This is a genomic window from Streptomyces sp. Ag109_G2-15 (assembly GCF_900215565.1).
GTDB classification, from domain to species: Bacteria; Actinomycetota; Actinomycetes; order Streptomycetales; family Streptomycetaceae; genus Streptomyces; species Streptomyces diastatochromogenes.
Genome location: NZ_OCNI01000001.1, coordinates 4184260 through 4202675, shown reverse-complemented (window position 1 = coordinate 4202675; position 18416 = coordinate 4184260). Strand labels below are relative to the sequence as shown.

Annotated in this window: 19 protein-coding genes; 6 read left to right on the top strand and 13 right to left on the bottom strand. The window is 71.1% G+C overall.

Annotated features, from left to right (window positions below; genetic code table 11):
* Positions 1–6 precede the first annotated feature (6 nt).
* The 4 genes from CRP49_RS18885 to CRP49_RS18870 form a co-directional block, all read right to left on the bottom strand.
* Positions 7–762, bottom strand: a complete 756-nt coding sequence (locus CRP49_RS18885; RefSeq protein WP_097254426.1) for a GntR family transcriptional regulator — start codon at positions 760–762, stop codon at positions 7–9.
* 231 nt (positions 763–993) lie between these two features.
* A complete protein-coding gene (locus tag CRP49_RS18880) occupies positions 994–1848 on the bottom strand; it encodes a hypothetical protein (RefSeq protein WP_097254425.1) in 855 nt (284 codons plus the stop codon).
* Between the two features lie 78 nt (positions 1849–1926).
* Positions 1927–2211 carry a hypothetical protein gene (locus CRP49_RS18875; protein ID WP_097254424.1) on the bottom strand — a complete coding sequence of 95 codons (285 nt, stop codon included), beginning with the start codon at positions 2209–2211 and terminating at the stop codon, positions 1927–1929.
* A gap of 187 nt (positions 2212–2398) precedes the next feature.
* Entirely contained in the window at positions 2399–3559 is a 1161-nt protein-coding gene (locus CRP49_RS18870; protein ID WP_097254423.1) for an ROK family transcriptional regulator, read from the bottom strand.
* Positions 3560–3607: 48 nt separating this feature from the next.
* Here CRP49_RS18870 and CRP49_RS18865 point away from each other — a divergent pair, with 48 nt between their 5' ends.
* The 3 genes from CRP49_RS18865 (at position 3608) to CRP49_RS18855 (ending at position 6161) form a co-directional block, all read left to right on the top strand.
* Positions 3608–4675 (top strand): Gfo/Idh/MocA family oxidoreductase, encoded by a 1068-nt coding sequence (locus CRP49_RS18865; protein WP_097254422.1) that lies wholly within the window; start codon positions 3608–3610, stop codon positions 4673–4675.
* Positions 4675–5175 carry a heme-degrading domain-containing protein gene (locus CRP49_RS18860; RefSeq protein WP_094217847.1) on the top strand — a complete coding sequence of 167 codons (501 nt, stop codon included), beginning with the start codon at positions 4675–4677 and terminating at the stop codon, positions 5173–5175. Before CRP49_RS18865 ends, CRP49_RS18860 begins: the two co-directional genes overlap by 1 nt.
* 92 nt (positions 5176–5267) lie before the next feature.
* The gene (locus CRP49_RS18855) at positions 5268–6161 is read left to right on the top strand and encodes an LLM class F420-dependent oxidoreductase (protein ID WP_097254421.1); all 894 of its coding nucleotides are present in this window, start codon (positions 5268–5270) and stop codon (positions 6159–6161) included.
* A 1-nt stretch (position 6162) separates the two neighbouring features.
* On the opposite strand, the gene CRP49_RS18850 is transcribed toward CRP49_RS18855, so the two are convergent.
* From CRP49_RS18850 to CRP49_RS18830, 5 genes are all read right to left on the bottom strand, one after another.
* Entirely contained in the window at positions 6163–6978 is an 816-nt protein-coding gene (locus CRP49_RS18850; protein WP_097254420.1) for a hypothetical protein, read from the bottom strand.
* A gap of 148 nt (positions 6979–7126) precedes the next feature.
* Positions 7127–7984: a fumarylacetoacetate hydrolase family protein gene (locus CRP49_RS18845; protein WP_097254419.1), complete on the bottom strand. Its 858-nt coding sequence runs from the start codon at positions 7982–7984 to the stop codon at positions 7127–7129.
* 139 nt (positions 7985–8123) lie between these two features.
* Entirely contained in the window at positions 8124–8840 is a 717-nt protein-coding gene (locus CRP49_RS18840) for a membrane protein insertase YidC (protein ID WP_097254418.1), read from the bottom strand.
* A 121-nt stretch (positions 8841–8961) separates the two neighbouring features.
* Positions 8962–9288 (bottom strand): DUF6412 domain-containing protein, encoded by a 327-nt coding sequence (locus CRP49_RS18835; RefSeq protein ID WP_097254417.1) that lies wholly within the window; start codon positions 9286–9288, stop codon positions 8962–8964.
* A 45-nt stretch (positions 9289–9333) separates the two neighbouring features.
* Positions 9334–9861 (bottom strand): helix-turn-helix domain-containing protein, encoded by a 528-nt coding sequence (locus tag CRP49_RS18830; RefSeq protein ID WP_179851675.1) that lies wholly within the window; start codon positions 9859–9861, stop codon positions 9334–9336.
* A 68-nt stretch (positions 9862–9929) separates the two neighbouring features.
* On the opposite strand from CRP49_RS18830, the gene CRP49_RS18825 reads away from it, so the two are divergent.
* Positions 9930–11348: an MFS transporter gene (locus CRP49_RS18825; RefSeq protein ID WP_097254415.1), complete on the top strand. Its 1419-nt coding sequence runs from the start codon at positions 9930–9932 to the stop codon at positions 11346–11348.
* A gap of 17 nt (positions 11349–11365) precedes the next feature.
* Here CRP49_RS18825 and CRP49_RS18820 read toward each other — a convergent pair whose 3' ends face one another.
* Positions 11366–12142 carry a class E sortase gene (locus CRP49_RS18820; protein WP_097254414.1) on the bottom strand — a complete coding sequence of 259 codons (777 nt, stop codon included), beginning with the start codon at positions 12140–12142 and terminating at the stop codon, positions 11366–11368.
* A gap of 233 nt (positions 12143–12375) precedes the next feature.
* On the opposite strand from CRP49_RS18820, the gene CRP49_RS18815 reads away from it, so the two are divergent.
* On the top strand, positions 12376–13851 hold the full coding sequence (locus CRP49_RS18815; RefSeq protein WP_097254413.1) for a glycoside hydrolase: 1476 nt from the start codon (positions 12376–12378) through the stop codon (positions 13849–13851).
* Here the strand turns inward: CRP49_RS18815 and CRP49_RS18810 are convergent.
* Together CRP49_RS18810 and CRP49_RS18805 are read right to left on the bottom strand one after the other, a co-directional pair.
* Entirely contained in the window at positions 13841–14602 is a 762-nt protein-coding gene (locus CRP49_RS18810; RefSeq protein ID WP_097254412.1) for a TIGR03943 family protein, read from the bottom strand. The genes CRP49_RS18815 and CRP49_RS18810 overlap by 11 nt on opposite strands.
* The gene (locus CRP49_RS18805) at positions 14599–15642 is read right to left on the bottom strand and encodes a permease (RefSeq protein WP_097254411.1); all 1044 of its coding nucleotides are present in this window, start codon (positions 15640–15642) and stop codon (positions 14599–14601) included. The genes CRP49_RS18810 and CRP49_RS18805 overlap by 4 nt, the downstream gene beginning before the upstream one ends.
* Before the next feature lie 172 nt (positions 15643–15814).
* On the opposite strand from CRP49_RS18805, the gene CRP49_RS18800 reads away from it, so the two are divergent.
* Positions 15815–16831, top strand: coding sequence for a hypothetical protein (locus tag CRP49_RS18800; RefSeq protein ID WP_097254410.1), 1017 nt, complete (start codon positions 15815–15817; stop codon positions 16829–16831).
* A 452-nt stretch (positions 16832–17283) separates the two neighbouring features.
* On the opposite strand, the gene CRP49_RS18795 is transcribed toward CRP49_RS18800, so the two are convergent.
* Entirely contained in the window at positions 17284–18393 is a 1110-nt protein-coding gene (locus tag CRP49_RS18795; protein ID WP_097254409.1) for an MrcB family domain-containing protein, read from the bottom strand.
* Between the last annotated feature and the right edge of the window lie 23 nt (positions 18394–18416).

Below are 18416 nucleotides of genomic sequence, written 5' to 3'. Positions count from 1 at the left end.
TGGTTTTCAGCCGTTCAGATGCGCGGTGAAGGAGAACCGGTCACCGCGGTACAGGGTGCGCACGCGCTCCAGCGGGCGCCCTTCCGTGTCCCGGGACACGCGGTGGATCAGCAGCATGGGCAGGGCGGGCGGGGTGCCGATGAGCAGGGCCTCGCGGGGGGTGGCCAGCACGGTCTCGATGCGCTCGTCGGCGTCACCGAACTCGATGCCCTGGGCTTTGAGGTAGGCGTAGAAGGAGGAGTCGGGGTCGAAGCGGGAGTCGAGGTCGGGGACCCGGTCGACGGCGACGTAGGTGCTCTCCAGGCCGACCCGCTCGTCGTCGGCGAGCAGCACGCGCTCCAGGTGCCAGACGGGTTCGCCCCGGGTGAGCCCGGTCTCGGCGGCGAGCGGCTCCGGGCACGGGAAGCTATCGAGGGTGACGAGCGTACGTCCGGGCGTACGGCCCTGCCGGCGCACGCCCTCGGTGTAGCTGGCGAGGGACAGCGGCTGGGCCAGCTTGGGCCCGGCGACGACGGTCCCCCGGCCCCGCCGCTGGAGCCGCCCCTCCAGCACCAGCTCCCGCACGGCCTGCCGTACGGTCTCGCGGGCGACGTCGTACCGCTCGGCGAGATCACGCTCGGTGGGGATGAGGCTGCCCTCCCCGAGTTCCTCCAGCAGTCCGGCGATGCGCGCCTTGACCGCGTAGTACTTCGGGATGCGCCCGTGCTCGGGGATGCCGGAGCGAACGGGGGCGCCGGGGGCCTGGTCGTTCGGGTAGTCCACGGATGGATCGTCGCAGACGGGGGCGGGGGTTTCGTACGGCGGCCCGTGCCCGAGGTGTACGGAGACCCGCGCCCGGCCTGTACGGCAGCCCGCGCCCGAGCTGTACGGAGACCCGCGCCCGAGCTGTACGACGGCCCGCGCCCGAGCTGTACGGAGACCCGCGCCCGAGCTGTACGACGGCCCGCGCCCGGCCTGTACGGCGGCCGGAGCTCAGCGGCGTCCGCCCGCGCCTCAGCGGCGTCGGCGGGCCAGGAGGGACGCGCCCGCGCCGACCGCGAGGAGGACAGCGCCCGCCGCGAGCAGCCCGTGCGCGAGCCCGAGCCCGGTACGGGCGAGCTCCCGGGCCCGCTCTCCGGCTTCCTCGGCATCCTCGGCGAGGAAGAGGGAGGGGTCGTCGGGGTCCTCCGGGCTGGCGCTGCTCGGGGAGGCCTGAGGTGTACCGGCCGGGGCGGTCGCCGTCGCCTCCGGATCCTCCGGGGCCCCCGTGCCTTGCGGCTCCGCGGTGTCTTCCGGCACGTTCCCGTCCTCGCCGACCCCGAAGCGGTAGTCGTTGGACTCCCCGACCCAGTCGCCGTCCTGGCCCCGGCGCTGCACCACGGCCGCGTTGGCGGTGATGTGATCGGGTACGGCGTCGGAGGTGAGCGAGAGCCTGAGCTTGACGGTGACGGTCGCGCCGGGCGCCACGGTGAACCCGCCGAACCCGGCGCCGTCCAGCACGCCGACCAGTTCCTGCTCGTCGGTGCTCTCGAAGGTGACGGGCCGGGCGCGGGAGCCGTCGTAGAAGTCCAGCCTGGGCTGGGACGGCTTCAGGGTGCGCTTGTCGTCGACGAGGACGACGACGGGGTGGACGTCGGCGCAGGTGCGGTTGGTGGTGTTGGTGAGGTCGATGTACCAGGTGCCGTAGTCGCCGCCCACCTCGTAGGAGGTGGGACCGCCGTGGATCCGGGTGGCCAGCGGGAAGGCACGGCCGCCGGGTGCCGCGCAGGAGGGGGTCGCGGCCGCGTGGGCGGCAGCCGACGACACGGGCACGAGAGCGGCGGCTGCGGCGAGGAAGAGGGGCAGGGACGTGACCGGTCGCATAAACACATGACCATGCCGGGTGGCGGCGAGGGCTCGGGGTGCCACTCCGGAGGCGGGCGGAAGTCCGCTCGATCGGCCGACAGGCTAAAGGGAGGCCACGACCTGGCCGGACATCACCTGGGGAGGGTTGGGGAGCAGCGACGCGAGGTTGTCCCGCACGAAGACCGCCGCCCTCTTGATCGATTCGTCGGCTCCCGCCTCGTTCTCGAAGACGCTGGTCGAGACCATGACCCCGTTGCCGGCGTCGACCCAGTAGTAGGCCAGGAGGCCGGGAATCTCACGGATGAGCGGCACGAATCCCTCGCTCACCCGACGTCCCGCCTCGGCCGGGTCGGTCACCCCTTCGTACCGTCTGACGGCTGCGTACACGGCTGTTCTCCTCACGAGTTCCGGTCAAGTTCCGGTCATCTGGTGCGCAGACGCCGTACCCGTGCGACGCACGCTCCGCTCGCGAGTCGTCCGGCAATCACCTGAAGGAGCCGGCGAGTGGTCCGGACGGTGGCCTGTGCCGCGCCTCTCAGCCGTCCGCCCGCGCCTCTCAGTCCGCCCGCCCGAATCAGCCGTCCGCCCGCCCGAACATCGGCGCCAGCAGCAGCTGCGCGGCGCCCTCCGCGACGACCCGCTCCCCTCGCGGAGCGACCCGCACGGGGACCGTCCCGCCGGGCACACCCTCCCGCCGGGCCCGTGCGTCGAGCATCTCGGCGACCCCCCGCACGAACGGCTCCGGCACTGCGGAGATCGTCCGCCCTCCGAGCAGCACCAGGTCGATATCCAGCAGGCCCACCAGGTTCCCGGCCCCGACCCCCAGCACCCGCGCCGCCTCCTCCACGTCCCCCCGCCCCACGGCCCCGAGGCACAGCACCTCCACACACCCCCGGTTCCCGCACCCGCACACCGGCCCGTCCAGCTGAAGCACCTGGTGCCCGAACTCCCCCGCCCCGGTCCGCGCCCCCCGATGGACGCTGCCGCCGATCACCAACCCGGCGCCCAGTCCCGTACCGAGGTGCAGATACGCGAAGGACCTGCCCTCACCCCCCACCGAGAGCCCGAGCGCCGCCGCGTTGGTGTCCTTGTCCACCACGACCGGCACCCCCAGCCGCTCGGCCAGCGCGTCCCGCAGCGGGAACCCGTCCCACTCCGGAAACCCGGTGACCCGGTGCAGCACCCCGCGCGCGTGATCGAGCGGGCCGGGCAGGGCGACTCCCACACCGAGCAGCGAACCGGCATCGGAGAGCCCGCGACTTCCCAGACTCCCGTGACCTCCGAGGACCTCCCCCACCAGCCCCTCGACCACCCCGGCCACGACCCCCAGAACAGCCTCCGCCCCGGCCCCCAGGTCAACCGCCTCGCGCCGCTCCCCGACCACAGCCCCGTCGAGATCCACCAGCACGGCCCGCACCTCGTCCCGGTCCAGATGCACCCCCACCGCATGCCCGGCCTCCGGCACCAGCCGCAGCACGGTGCGCGGCTTGCCCCCGGTGGACGCCCGGCGCCCGGCCTCCGCCGCGAGCCCCTCCTCCCGCAGCCGCGCGGTGATCTTGCTGACGGCCTGCGGGGTCAGCCCGGTCCGCTCGGCCAGTTCGAGCCGGCTGATGCCCTCCGCCCCGGCCGCCCGCAGCAGATCCAGCACCAGCGCGGTGTTGTGACTGCGCACCGCGAGGAGATTCGCCCCCACCGACCGCCCGCCGCCGCTCTTCGTCCTGTTCACGCCACCCATTCTCCCCACCGCTTGCACTTTGGCAACAGCGTTGCGAAAGTAGGACGCATGACTGGTACCCCCCTCCGCGTCGGCCTGATCGGCTACGGCCTCGCAGGCTCCGTCTTCCACGCCCCGCTGATCGCCGCCACCGAGGGCCTCGCCCTGGACACCGTGGTCACCTCGTACCCCGAGCGGCAGGAACAGGCCCACGCCGAGTTCCCGGGCGTCCGCATCGCCGCCACGCCCGACGAGCTGTTCGACCACGCCGACGAGCTGGACCTGATCGTCATCGCCTCCCCGAACAAGACGCACGTCCCGCTCGCCACCACCGCCCTGGAGGCGGGCCTGCCGGCGGTCGTGGACAAGCCGGTGGCGGGTACGGCGGCCGAGGCGCGGGAGTTGGCCGCCCTCGCCGAGGAGCGCGGCCTGCTGCTCTCGGTCTTCCAGAACCGGCGCTGGGACAGCGACTTCCTGACCCTGCGCGAGCTGCTGGAGAAGGGCGAACTGGGCGACGTCTGGCGCTTCGAGTCCCGCTTCGAGCGCTGGCGCCCGCAGCCCAAGGGCGGCTGGCGCGAGTCCGGCGACCCGGCAGAGATCGGAGGTCTGCTCTACGACCTCGGCAGCCATGTCGTCGACCAGGCCCTGGTTCTCTTCGGCCCGGTCACCGAGGTGTACGCCGAGCGGGACATCCGCCGCCCCGGCGCCGAGACGGACGACGACACCTTCATCGCGCTCACCCACGCGAACGGCGTCCGCTCCCACCTCTACGTCTCCGCCACCACGGCCCAGCTCGGCCCGCGCTTCCGGGTCCTCGGTTCGCAGGCGGGCTATGTGAAGTACGGCCTGGACCCGCAGGAGGCGGCCCTCAGGGAAGGCCTGCGCCCCGGGCCGCAGTGGGGTGCCGAGCCCGAGTCCCTGTGGGGCCGGCTCGGCTCCGGCGAGTCCCCGCTGACCGGCGGCGGCCGCCCCGTGCCGACCGTCCCCGGCGACTACCCGGCCTACTATGCGGCCGTGGCGGCGGCCCTGACCGGCGCCGGCCCCAACCCCGTGACCGCGCTGGAGGCGGCCGCGACCCTCGACGTACTGGAAGCTGCCCGACGCTCCGCCCGCGACAAGGTGACGGTGACCCTCTGATGCACCACCCGCAGATCACCCCGAAGTTCGCCCCCGAGATCACCCCGAGCGTGGAGGAGCTGGAGGCGCAGGAACGCCGCCTGGTCTTCCGCCACTTCACCTACGACGACGCCTGGGCCCTGGGCACGCTCCTGGTCGAGCTGGCCAGGGAGCGCCAGGCGCCGGTGGCCATCGATATCCACCGCGCCGGCCAGCAGCTCTTCCACGCGGCCCTGCCCGGCTCCACGCCGGACAACGACGCCTGGATCGACCGCAAGCGCCGGGTGGTGGAGCGCTACGGCGCCTCCTCCTACCTGGTCGGTGCCCGCTTCCGCGCCAAGGGCACGACGTTCGAGGACTCCGCTCGCCTCGATCCGGACACGTACGCGGCCCACGGCGGCTCGTTCCCGATCCATGTCGAGAACGCGGGCGTCATCGGCACGGTGACCGTGTCCGGCCTGCCCCAGCTGCAGGACCACCGCATGGTGGTGGAGGCGCTGGAGCAGTTCCTGGGCGAGTAGCCCGTCCGTGGGATTACCGCGCGGCTCCCTCCGGTTGGCACCGGCGTACACGAGGATCACGGCACGCCACCCACCCGGAGGTAACGGACCCGATGACCGAGTCGACGAGCAGCGCGCACCCCCTCAAGGAGACGATCGGCCGGTACGGCGTCTGGAGCGTGGGGCTCCGCTCGGAGGACCCGGCCCGGCGCGGCGACATCGCCGAGGCGGCCGCGGAGCTGGAACAACTCGGGTACGGAGCCGCCTGGCTGGGCGGCAGCAGCGCCGCCCGGCATGCCGTCCCGCTCCTCGAAGCGACGTCCCGGCTGACCGTCGGCACGAGCATCCAGAGCATCTGGCAGTACGACGCCGAGGCGAGCGCGGCCGGCTTCGCGGAGGTGGAGTCGGCCCACCCCGGCCGCTTCCTGCTCGGCCTCGGCGTGAGCCACGCCAAGCTCGCGGACCAGTACCGCCGCCCGTACTCGGCGCTGGTCGCCTACCTGGACGCGCTGGACGCGGCCGGCGTCCCGGCCGGGCGCCGGGTCCTGGCGGCCCTCGGCCCGAAGACCCTGAAGCTGTCCCGGGACCGGGCGGCGGGCGCGATCCCCTACCTCGTCACGCCCGAGCACACCGCCCAGGCCCGCGAGATCCTGGGTGAAGAGCCGCTGCTCGCCCCGGAGTTCGCGGTGGTCTGGGAGACCGCACCGTCCCGCGCCCGCGCCCTGGCCCGCGACCACCTGGCGCTCTACCTCTCGCTCCCCAACTACACCAACAGCTTCCTGCGCCTCGGCTTCACCGAGGACGACCTGGCCGCCGGCGGCAGCGACCGCCTGGTCGACGCGCTGTACGCGTGGGGCGACGAGGACCGGATCAGGGACCGCGTCAACGCCTTCCACGAGGCGGGCGCGGACCATGTGGCGATCCAGGTGGTGGACGGCGGCTCCCGCGACGCCCTTCCCAGGGAGGTATGGCGCCGCCTGGCCGCTCTCTGGGCTGAGCGGCCGTGACTCAGACCGCGGCCTGACCGCCGCTCCGCGCCGGGCAGTCGTGCAGCAGCTTCCTGATCTGCCCGGCACGGTCGGTACCCGGAAGCATCTGGTTCATGCGGCGTTGCAGCAGGGCCCTCGTCTCCTCGTCCAGGTACTCGCAGTGCCCCCGGAACACCTCGCGCAGCGCCTTGAGCGCCCAGTACTCGTTGAACGGTTTGTCCTCGGCCACCGCCGCCTCGGCGAGTGCGCGCCCCCACGCCGGATCCGGATTGGCGTACAAGTACGCGGCAGCGGCCAGTCGCAACCCGCGGTCGTCGCTGTGGAGATGGCTCTCGACGTCGAAGTCCCGGGCGCCACGGAGCAGACCGATCATCTCGTCCACCACGTCGGACATCGCCTGTGTCCTCGCCCGCCCGCTGGACATGGTCCACCGGATCTCGTTGTACCGTGCCGCCAGCCGGCCGACGGGATCGGTCGGCGCCGACACGGCGGCCTGGCCGGGCTGCGCCCTGCTGAGCGCCTCCCTCACCCCGTCGGCCAGATCGTCCGTCGTCTCCTGATGCCTTGCCTCGACCTCCCGCGTCTCGCGGATGGCCTCCTGCGCGGCACTCCGGGCCTCCTCCACCTGGCGCTTCAGCGTGATGCCGAATCCGGAGATCTCGGAGAAGAAGACACCCAGGAGCACCAGGATCACGAGGCCGAGGACGACCATCGGAGGGTCCGTCATCTGCGGGTGCCGACACACCCTGACGACGTTCCCGTTCGAAGCCATCTGCTGGTCGCACACCTCGGTGGTGAAGAACACGACCACGGCCGCGCACGCGGCGAGGGTCACCAGTGAAGCGGCCGCCCACTGGAGCGGCCCGACTCCTCTGCGACCGGTCGTCGAGGTCCGATCAGCTCCCGTAGCGGCCATCCCCCACCCTTCGGCACCTTCGGTCAAGCCGACATCGGCGCCATGGTAGCGGCGGGACCTCCGCGCCTCAGGCGTCCTTGAGTTCCTGTCGCTGCCGCCCGAGCCCCGCGATCTCCAGCTCCACCACGTCCCCGGCCCGCAGGAACGGCTTCGGCTCGGGCTGCCCGAGCGCCACGCCCGCCGGCGTCCCGGTGTTGATGACATCACCGGGGTACAGGGTCATGAACTGGCTGACGTAACGGACCACTTCAGCCACCGGGAAGATCTGCTCGGCGGTGGTCCCGTCCTGCTTCAGCTCCCCGTTCACCCACAGCTTGAGCGACAGATCCTGCGGGTCGGCGATCTCGTCGGCGGTCACCAGCCACGGCCCCAGCGGGTTGAACGTCTCGCAGTTCTTCCCCTTGTCCCAGGTCCCGCCGCGCTCGATCTGGAACTCCCGCTCGGACACGTCGTGCGCCACCGCGTACCCGGCGACATGCGCGAGCGCCTCCTCGGCCGACTCCAGGTAGCGGGCCGTACGTCCGATGACGACGGCCAGCTCCACCTCCCAGTCGGTCTTGCTGGACCCGCGCGGCACGAGCACGGTGTCGTTCGGCCCGATGACCGTGTCCGCGGCCTTGAAGAAGATCACGGGCTCGGCGGGCGGCTCGGCCCCCGTCTCGCGGGCGTGGTCGTAGTAGTTGAGCCCGATGCACACGACCTTGCCGATCCGGCCGAGCGGGGGCCCGATCCGCAGGCCCGCCGCGTCCAGCACGGGCAGCTCACCCGCCTCGGCCGCCGCCCGTACCCGGCCGAGCGCGCCGTCGTCGGCGAGCAGCGCCCCGTCGATGTCGTCCACGATCCCCGACAGGTCCCGCAGGGTCCCCTCGGCGTCGAGCAGCGCGGGTCGCTCCGCACCGGCCGTACCGACTCGCAGCAGCTTCATGGTCACAATCTCCCTCGATCGCGGGCGCCCGCCGATGTGTGCAGCCATCGGAGGACTGGTCGATCGTCCAATTCCCCCGTCCAGTCCGCAAGACCTTGTTCACGGACTGGACCGTAACCATGCCCCCGTGATCCACGGCTCAGCGGTACAGCGCGGCCCGCTCCACCGCGCTCCACGTCGTACTGGTGACGACGTACAGCGCGGCCGCGAGCGGCACCACGGCCACGGTGACGAGCGTGAAGAAGGACATGAACGGCATGACCTTGTTGACCGCGCCGAGCCCGGGCACCTGCTCGCCCTGACCCGCGGTGACCGTGACCGGGTTCTTGGCCATCATCAGCTTGGTGCGCCGGTAGTTGAAGGCGGCGACGGCCGCGACGAGGGCGAAGAGCGCGAGGTAGACGAGTCCGGCCGCCCCGAAGACCCCGCCGCCGGAGAGGGCGTCGGCCCAGCGGCCGCCGAGCGGTGCCGCGAACAGCTCGTGGGCCAGCAGCCCATTGGTCTCGCCGCCGATCGAGGTGTTGGAGAAGAGGTGGTAGAGGAGGAAGAAGGCGGGCAGCTGGAGCAGGCTGGGCAGGCACCCGGAGAGCGGCGAGACCTTTTCCTCGGCGTGCAGTTCCAGCACCGCCTTCTGCAGCCGCTCGGGCTCCTTGGCGTGCTTCTTGCGCAGCTCGGCGATTCTCGGCTGCAGCTCGGCCCGGGCGCGCTGGCCGCGGGCGGCGGCCCGGGACAGGGGATGCACGAGCAGTCGTACGAGCGCGGTGAACAGGACGATCGCGGCGGCGGCCGCGGAGGCGTGGAACAGCGGCTGGAGCAGGTCGGCGAGCTGCTCGACCAAGCGGGCGAAAACGGACATGAAAGCGGACAAGGCGGGACCCTCCGTGCTGGGGTACGTCGTCGTGCCGGGGTGACCGGAGATGGCATGGCGGCATGACGACCCGCGCGGGGGTCACGGATGAATCAGTGAACCGGTGCCCTTACGCGCAGGTCGTCGCGAGGGCGTGTCCGGGTGCCCGGGGCCGGCGGCGCCCCGAGGCGTCGGGGTCGCGCTGGGGCAGGAAGGCCGTGCGTCTGTCCCGGTCGCGTATCGCCGTACGGACCCGGGTGGGCGGGACGGCGGGTGCGCAGCGGGCGGTGATCAGCGAGCTGGCGGCGAGCGCAGAACCGGCCGCGGCGGTCGCGGCGAGCGCGACGGTGGTGGAGAGGCTGCCGGTGTCGAGGAGCGCGGCCTGGAGCAGCAGCAGGTTCACCAGGACGAGCAGCAGGGCGACGGGACGCGCGCCGACGACACGACTGCGATCCACTTCCTCCCCCTTCGCTGACCTGCTGCTCTCATTTATAGCTGCCGGCTATACGGGATCGATCTCCAGGGGCTCCAAGAGCCTCTTCGGCTTGAGCAGCGCCCTGCTGACCGGATCCGCCGGATCGGGATCGAGTCCCGGGCCCGGCACCAGTACAACGTCCGCGACGGGCACGACGGTTCCGCAGGCGGGACATTCGCCGTTCGGCCCGAGTTCGGTCCCGCAGTCCGCGTGCCGGAAGGACCGCAGCTGGGTCTCCTGGAAGTTCTCGCGGCCCCACAGCGCGAGGGCCCGCAGCGCCGGCCACAGCGCGATACCGCGCGCGGTGACGACGTACTCGTCACGCGGTGGCGCCTCCTGGTAGCGGCGCTTGTCGAGGATCCCCTCCTCGGTGAGCGTCTTCAGCCTGGCCGAGAGCACCGCGCGCGGGATGCCGAGGTGGACGAGGAAGTCGTTGTAGCGCCGGACGCCGTAGATGGCGTCGCGGACGACGAGGAGCGTCCACCGCTCGCCGACGACCTCCAGCGCGCGGGCGATCGAGCATTGCTGCGTCGCGTAGTCCTTGCCCAGTGCCATGGCGTCCACCCTAGCCACTTTCCGACCTGTTGGTTCAATGACCGAACCGAGGCTGTTACGGTACACCCATGACAAGGTTCAGTGAACGAACCCTCCGCCGGGCCGGAGCGGCCGACACGCACAGCGCACCGCGCACACCACCCACAGCGGAAGCACCCCCGCACCCAAGGGCCACCCTCGCCCTGACCAGCGCCGCAACGGCGGTGGCCCTGATGACGTACACGGCCCCGATGGTCACGCTCCCCGACACGGTGGCGGCGCTGCACACCCCCGTCTCCGCGCAGGCCTGGCTGCTGAACGGCACCCCGCTGGGCCTGGCCGCCCTCCTCCTGGTGGCCGGCAGCCTGGCCGACGACTACGGCCGCCGCCGTATCTTCCTGGCCGGCACCCTGGCCCTCGGCCTGACGACAGCCCTGGGCGGCCTGACCACCTCCACGTTCCTCTTCACCCTGGCCCGCATCGCGCAGGGCGCGGCGAGCGCGGCGATCCTGGCGAGCAGCCTGGGCCTGCTGGTGACGGCGTTCCCGACCCCGCGCGGCCGGCTGCACGCGACCGGCGTGTGGGGCGCGTTCGTGAGCGGCGGCATCGCGGCGGGCCCGCTGGTCGCCGGCGCGATGCCGACCTGGCGGGTGGCGTACGGCGTCCTGGGCGCGGCGGCGCTGCTGGTGGCGGCGCTGGCCCTCCGGCCCCTGCCGGAGTCGAAGGCACCCCGCGGCGGCCGCCCCGACCTCCTCGGCGCCCTGACCTTCGGCTCGGCACTGGTGGCCCTGGTGGCGGCCCTCACCCTCGGCCGGGACGGCTGGCTACGGACGCCGGTGGGCCTGCTGCTGGCGGCGGCCGTACTGCTGGTCGCCCTGTTCACGCTGGTGGAGCGCCGGACGAAGACCCCCATGATCGACCTCTCTCTCCTCCGCCACCCCCGCTTCCTGGCGTCCTCGGCCGGCGGTCTGTTCACCGGCCTGACGGTGATCGGCCTGTTCAGCTACGTCCCCGCCCTGCTGCAGCAGACCCTGCACATGTCCGCGATGACCACGGCCTGGCTGCTCCTGCTGTGGTCCGGCCTGTCCTTCGTGGTGGCCCTGCAGGCGAAGCGGCTGGCGGGCCGGGTGGGTCCGCGCCTGCAGCTGGCCGCCGGCTTCCTGCTCCACGCGGCGGGCGCGCTGACGATGCTGGGCGCGATCGGCGCGGGCTCCTGGGTACGGCTCCTGCCCGGCCTGGTGCTCGGCGGCGTGGGCAGCGGCCTCCTGAACGCCGCGCTGCCCCTCATGGCGGTGGAGTCGGTACCGCTCGCCCGCGCGGCGATGGGCTCGGGCGCTCAGCAGACGTTCCGCTACATCGGCTCCTGCGCGGGCGTGGCCCTGACGATCGCCCTCGTCACGTCGTCCGGCGGCGGCCTGGCGCGGGGCGCGGATGTGGCGATGGTGGTGTCGGCAGGCCTGGCCGTGCTCGGGGCCGTGGCTGTGGGGGTGCTGCGCGAGCGGGCGTGAGCCGGCCCGATCCCGGCCTACCCCCTGGGCCGCATCGACACCAGCTTCCCCCACACCACCATCCGGTAGCGCGAGGTGAACTCGGGAGTGCAGGTGGTCAGGGTGATGTAGTAACCCGGCTCGTCGTACCCGTACGCGGGCCGGACGAGCGACCGCGGCACGGGCCGTACGACCCCGGAGTCCCGGGAGGACGTCTGCGGAAGGATCTTGTCGACGGCGTACGTGTACGTGGCCGTCCTCGTCTCGACCTGGAGGGTGTCCTCGGGCCGGAGCCTCGGCAGGTACCGAAAGGGCTCACCGTGGGTGTTCCGGTGCCCGGCGAGCGCGAAGTTGCCCGCCTGGCCGGGCTGTTGGGTGCCGGGGTAGTGACCGACGTACCCCTTGTTGAGGACGTCCGGCTTGCTCACGCCTTCGGCGACGGGGACGCGGAGATGCAGCCGGGGGATGGTGAGGACGGCGTACGCCTGGGAGCGGCGGGGCGTGCCGGAGACGAGGACGGGGGTGTACGAGGGCTGCCGCGCACGTCCGGGAGTTTTTGTGGCCCCTGACGACGCCGACGCAGAGGGCGTGGCGCCACCCGAAGCGGAACTACCGCTCCCCCACTCCTTCTCCAGGGCCGCCACCTTCCGCTCGGCCCCCTGCCGCGCCTCCCTGTTGGTCCACCACAACTGATGTACGACCAGCAGCATGAGCACGGCCCCGACGGTGATGAGCACCTCGCCGCCGCCCCACAGCCCGCGCCGCCACCTGGCCCGCCTCCGCCGATCACGGTGCCGCACGACACGCATTCGCACACCCACCTCTCCAGAGCCGCCCGCACGATAGGGCGAGTCGGGTGAACTCACCAGAGCCGTAAGGCCTCCCGCCACTGACGTCGGCTTCCTCAACGGGTTTTAGAAAGGGCTGTCACAACCCTCGACAACCCCACACGCCACACCCGATGCTTCCTGTTGGCATGCGGGGGGACGAGTCAACGCCGGTACGGAACACCGGCGTTTGAGCCGCACGGAGAGGCAGAGAAGAAGCCATGATCCGACGCAGAACGCTGCTGGCCGCCGCAGGCGGCGGCATCCTGGGCAGCGCCCTGGCCACGGGCACGGCCCGCGCCGACGCCACGATCGCCGTCAACCCGTCGACGACCTACGGCACCTGGGAGGGCTGGGGCACCTCCCTGGCCTGGTGGGCGAACGTCTTCGGCGCCCGGGACGACTTCGCGGACCTCTTCTTCACCACGAAGACGACGACGTACAACGGCACGGCCCTGCCCGGCCTCGGCCTGAACATCGCCCGCTACAACCTGGGCGCCTGCAGCTCGAACAGCGTCGGCGGCGAGTCGATGGTGGCCTCCCCCAACATCCCGCCCTTCAAGCAGATCGAGGGCTACTGGCAGGACTGGAACAACGAGGACCCCACGTCCTCGGCCTGGAAGTGGACGGCGGACGCGACGCAGCGAGCGATGCTGCTGAAGGCGACGGCGCGAGGCGCTACGACGGAGCTGTTCGCCAACTCACCCATGTGGTGGATGTGCCTCAACCACAACCCGTCCGGCGCCTCCGACGGCGGCAACAACCTCCAGTCCTGGAACTACCGCCAGCACGCCTCGCACCTGGCGGCGGTGGCCCTCTACGCGAAGCAGAACTGGGGCGTGAACTTCGCGACGGTGGATGCCTTCAACGAGCCCTCGTCGTCCTGGTGGACGGCGACCGGCACGCAGGAGGGCTGCCACATGGACGCGACGGTCCAGTCCGCCGTACTCCCTTACCTCCGCAGCGAGTTGGACAAACGAGGCCTGACGGCCACGAAGATCTCGGCATCGGACGAGACCAGCTACGACCTGGCCCGCACCACCTGGAACTCCTTCTCCTCGACGGCGAAGGGCTACGTCAACCGGGTCAACGTCCACGGCTACCAGGGCTCGGGCGGCCGCCGCGACCTCCTCTACACGGACGTGGTGACGACGGCCGGCAAGGCCCTGTGGAACTCGGAGACGGGCGACAGCGACGGCACCGGCTACACGATGGCCTTCAACCTCCTCTACGACTTCCGCTGGCTGCACCCGACCGCCTGGGTCTACTGGCAGGTGATGGACCCGTCGACGGGCTGGGCGATGATCGCGTACGACCAGAACACCCTGCAGCCGACGACGATCCAGACGAAGTACTACGTGATGGCGCAGTTCAGCCGCCACCTCCGCCCCGGGATGAAGATCCTGGACACGGGCGTGAGCTATGCGGCGGCGGGGTACGACGCGTCGGCGAAGCGGTTGGTGATCGTGGCGCTGAACACGTCGTCCTCGGCCCAGACGCTGACCTTCGACCTGTCCCGCTTCACCACCGTGACCGGCGGCTCGGGCGGCCTGGTCCCCCGCTGGAACACGGTCACGACAGGCGGCGGGGACCTCTACACCTCGCACTCGGACACACACCTGTCCGGCAAGACGCTGGCGGTCCCCTTCGCGGCGAAGTCGGTGCAGACGCTGCAGGTGGACGGGGTCACTGTGTAGCGCGGTGACTCAGGGCCTCGGGAGGGAGTGAGTCCTGGTACGCGTTCCACGGACGGGCGACCTCCTCGACCGTACGGGCGTCGAGCGCGACCGGCGCGGACCTGGTACCCAGCTTCCCACCCGGGTGCCAGGTCCCGGTGACCGTCACCCAGGTGTTGGCGGGCAGCGCGGGACCGCCGTGGATCCGCACCTTCACGGACTGGGCGTCCGCCGCACAGCAGTTGAGGATGACCCGCGTCAGGTCCCAGCTCCCGCCCGGCCCACCGGGTGTGACGAACCCGGTCATCCGGATGCTCCGCCCCTTGATGGCCTGGTCCCGGTCCTGCCGTACCCGGCTGGTGAAGTCGGAGAGGGTCATGGGGACGGGCGAGGTGGCGGGGAGCGGATCGAAGTCGCTCTGTTCGGCAACGGCCTTGGGCGGCTGCCGGGAGGCGGTGTAGGCGCCGAGGGCGGGAGGCGCGTAGCAGAGCAGGCTGAGCGCCGGGAGAAGGAGCAGCCAGGCGACGCGGGGCATGGCGGAGTGGTCGTGACCGTGACCGCCGTGCTCCTCCTCGTCGTGGGGCCCCTCGTGTTGGCCTTTGTCGAGCATGGCGCTCGCGAGGCCCAGCAGGAGCAGCACCGCCCCGGAGGCGATCAGCAGGGGCCGCATCCCCTCCTTGACGTACCTCAGGTACAGGTCGGTGAAAAGGGAGACGTGCAGCAGCCCGAGCCCGCAGAGCACGAGCAGCACCGGCTGGAGGAATCGCTTCACAACAGCACCCCACCGATCAACGAGCTGCACGCGACGGCGACGACGACGGTGGCGGCGGAGAACCGTACGGCGAAGGCCCGCCCGAAGGTGCCCGCCTGAAGGGCGATGAGCTTCAGGTCGACCATGGGCCCCACCACCATGAACGCGAGCCGCGCGACCGGCGGGAACCCGGTCAGCGAGGCCGCCAGGAACGCGTCGGCCTCGGAACACACGGCGAGCAGCACGGCGAGCGCGGCCAGAAAGAGCACGGACAGCCAGGGCGTCCCGGTGAAGGTGTCGAGCACGGACCTTGGCACCGCCACGTTGAAGGTGGCGGCCGCCATGGCCCCGAGGACGAGAAACCCACCGGCGTGCAGGAAGTCGTGCTGAAACCCGAGCCGGAACTCGTTCCACCGGCTGTGCCCCGCCCGATGCCCGGTATGCCGCGCGGTCGGCCGCAACCACTCGGTCCGCCCGAACCGCAACCACAGCCACCCCATCACCACGGCGGTGACGAGCGAGGCGAGCAACCGGGCCAGCACCATGGCCGGGTTCCCGGGGAACGCGACAGCGGTGGCGGTGAGCACGACGGGATTGACGGCCGGAGCGGACAGCAGGAAGGCAAAAGCGGCAGCCGGGGCGACCCCGCGCCCGATCAGACTGGAGGCGACCGGCACGGAAGCGCACTCACACCCGGGCAGGACGACCCCGGCGACACCGGCGACCGGTACGGCGAGCGCGGGCCGCCGCGGCAGCACCCGGCTGAACACGCTCTCCGGCACGAACGCGTTGATCGCGCCGGACAGGGCCGTACCGAGCAACAGGAAAGGCAGGGCCTGCACCGTGACGGCCAGACACACGGTCCGCCAGGCCTGCACGGCCGGGGTGTCTCCCCAGCGCCCGAGGAGAATCACGACGGTACCGGGCACAACGGCGGCGCCCACGAGGAGCAGCGGCCAGAACCGGGGCGGCGCGGACCGCGAGTCAGGCCCTTTTTCCGCACCCGTCAGGGCGCCGGCCGCCGCCTGGTCCTCGACGACCAGGGCACCCGTCTTCTCCATGCCGACTCCGACTGTCGATGTCCGTGTCGAAGATAACGGCCCACGCCGCCCGTCCCCCATCACCGGCGGGCCGACACCCCGTTCCTCACCTCCCCTTTCTCACCTCTTTCCCTCCCTTTTGCGCCTCACATGCGCCTCACGTTTGTCACCGCCCGGCAGTACGGTGTCACCCATGCGCCCCGACACGCCTGCCGAGAACGTCGACCACACCGCCGAAGCGGCACGCCTGGAGCGGACCGCCGGCCTGTATCCCGAGGACACCGAGGCCCTGCTCCTGCGCGCCGCGGCCCACCTGGAACTGGCCGGCGACCGCCCCGCCGCGACGACGCTCTACGACCGCCTGCTGTCGTCCCTCGACGGCCTGGAGAGCCCTGCTTTGGTACGGGCCCTGAAGGCGTCGAACCTCTGGGAGTACGGCCATGAGGCGGAGGCAAGGGCGATCATCGACGGAATCCGCGCAGCGGCCCCGCGCGACCCGGCCCCCTGGGTGATCGTGGCCGAGGCCCTGGAGGCACACGACGAGCTGGGGGCGGCGGAGGAGACGTTCACGGAGGCGGCGAGGTTGCTGCTGACGGACGGGACAGAGCCGCCGTACTCGACCCATCCCCTGCTGTTCGGCCGCCACCGCGTCCGCCGCATGCTGGGCCTGGCCCACGACAGCTGGGACACTCTGGCGGACACCCTCCACTCGTCGTCGGTCTCGTTGGACGAGTTGCACGACCCCAAGCGGGTGTGGTCCCTGGGCTCCGACAACCCCGCGGAACTGGAGGCGGAGATCTCACGCCTGCGCGCCGAACTGGGCGCGTATCGGGAGGCGTTGTCCCGCCCGTTCCCGGTGGCGGTCCTCCACTGGCCGGCCTCCGAACTGACGGAACTGACGTCGGCGTACCCGGACCTGTCTGCGGAGTACCCCTCTCACGGGGAGCACCTGTCGACCATAGAGTCCTCGCTCCGCGAACTGTCCTCGTCGGGGACGCCGAACCTTGGCATCGTGACGGGGACTGTGCCGTCGTACGAGGCGTTCGCGGCGTCGGAGGGGGCGTCACCGGAGGACGTGACGTTGCTGCCGCAGTATGCGACGACGTTGGCGGCGCGGGGGCGGGCTGTGGTTTGGCCGCCGCAGCGGGGGGCGGCTTGTTGGTGTGGGTCGGGTGGGATCTATGAGGGGTGCCACGGACTGGGGGCGTAAGGCGGGCGGTTCATCGGGCAGGTCGGGGCGGCCGACCTACCCGAAGGCATTCAAATCCATCCCGCATCGGCGGTGGTCGAACGGCAGGACCGCGCGCCGATCGGACGAGTTGGACCCCCGGCAATAGGCTCCGACGGCATGGCAGAGCCCATCTTCTACGTCGACCGCTCGGACATCCTGGAAGGGAAGCTCGCGGAGGTCAGGGGGTCTGACGGGGGGCGACGCACTGCTGCTTCGAGGCGGGGGCAGGCTGGGTTCACGGAGCGGAATGCTGGTGTGGCTCCACCCAGTCCTCTGGGACGTGCCACGGGGCATAGGAACAGAGGCCCACCACTCGGCCCCATAGCCACGCGTCGCAAGGCGCCACCCACCTGAGCCCCTGGCTTTCCCCGGGCCGCCGGATCGCTTCTTCCCGGTGCTGGAGCGCGGTCCTGGGTACGTAGCGAGTTCGCTTAGGCCGCCCCCGCTAGATCCCAGGTAACAGCCATGGATGAACCCGCCCAGCCTCCATCTGTAGTGCGCCATATCGAGGCAATGTCGTGGTCCTCAAGGTATTCGGCGTACTGCCCGATATCTTCCGTGAAGAGCGCGATGAGGTGGGGCTTCGGTTCGTCGCGCTTCTCGTGCCAGTAGTAGCTGTACTCCAGCAGCTGGGCCACTGCTTCACGGACGGCCTTGGTGGCGTTCCCCTTCTTCACCGCCTTACCTTCAACCAGCCAGGTCCGCGGCTCATCAGCAACACGCCGGCGCAAGACCAGGTCCCTGGGGTACATGCCTTGCGTGATCGGTGTGTATCCACGCGTGACGACGTGGAGTCCGAAGTCCTTAATGAGTTCTTCGTGCCAACGCTCCCTGCGGTGCTGACCGCCCTCGATGCGGACGTAGTACTCACTGCTGTCGTTGGGGTGGAAGCCGTCCAGGGGATCGTCAGCAGGAACATGCCCCTCGTTCACGAACACGAAGGGCTCATCCCGCGTCGGCGTCTGGAGCCAGATGCGCTGGCTGGCAGCAGCATCACGAAGCAATAGGGATGCCGTGCGAAGGTCCTTGGCGAGGACCTCCTCCGAGGGCAGGTTGGCAATTTCGTAGCGTCGGGCGGCCACGCTCCCTGCCTCGTATGCGCGAGGCAGGTCCTGCCGCGTACCGAAGGCTGGTGTGTACGTCCACTGCACTGCCAACTCGGGCTGAATTCCGGCCCGGAGATGCTTCGCCCGGCGCTTCAGCTCACGCCGCAGCTCAGCCGGCTTGTACTCCTTGGACAGCTTCGTCACGCCCTGCTGCAAGGTGAGCGTCACGGCAGTGAGGTCTGCGTCAAAGATGTAGGCGAGGTACAGCCCCTCCTGGGGCTCCTTGTTGATCTCCGGGTCAAACACTCCGATCCACGGAGTGGTGGCTGCGCCCCCTTGTCCACCATGCCCTGAGGCGACGAAGTCGTACGGCAACGGGAGGTCGGTCATGTCCTTCACCTCCCTAAGGAGGTCCTGAGCCTTAACACCTTTGGACGTCCCGTGCTTGGCGTCGTAGGTCTTCGCTATGCGTATGAGCAGGTCACGTAGGGGCACACCCAAAACGTAACCCGTATCGA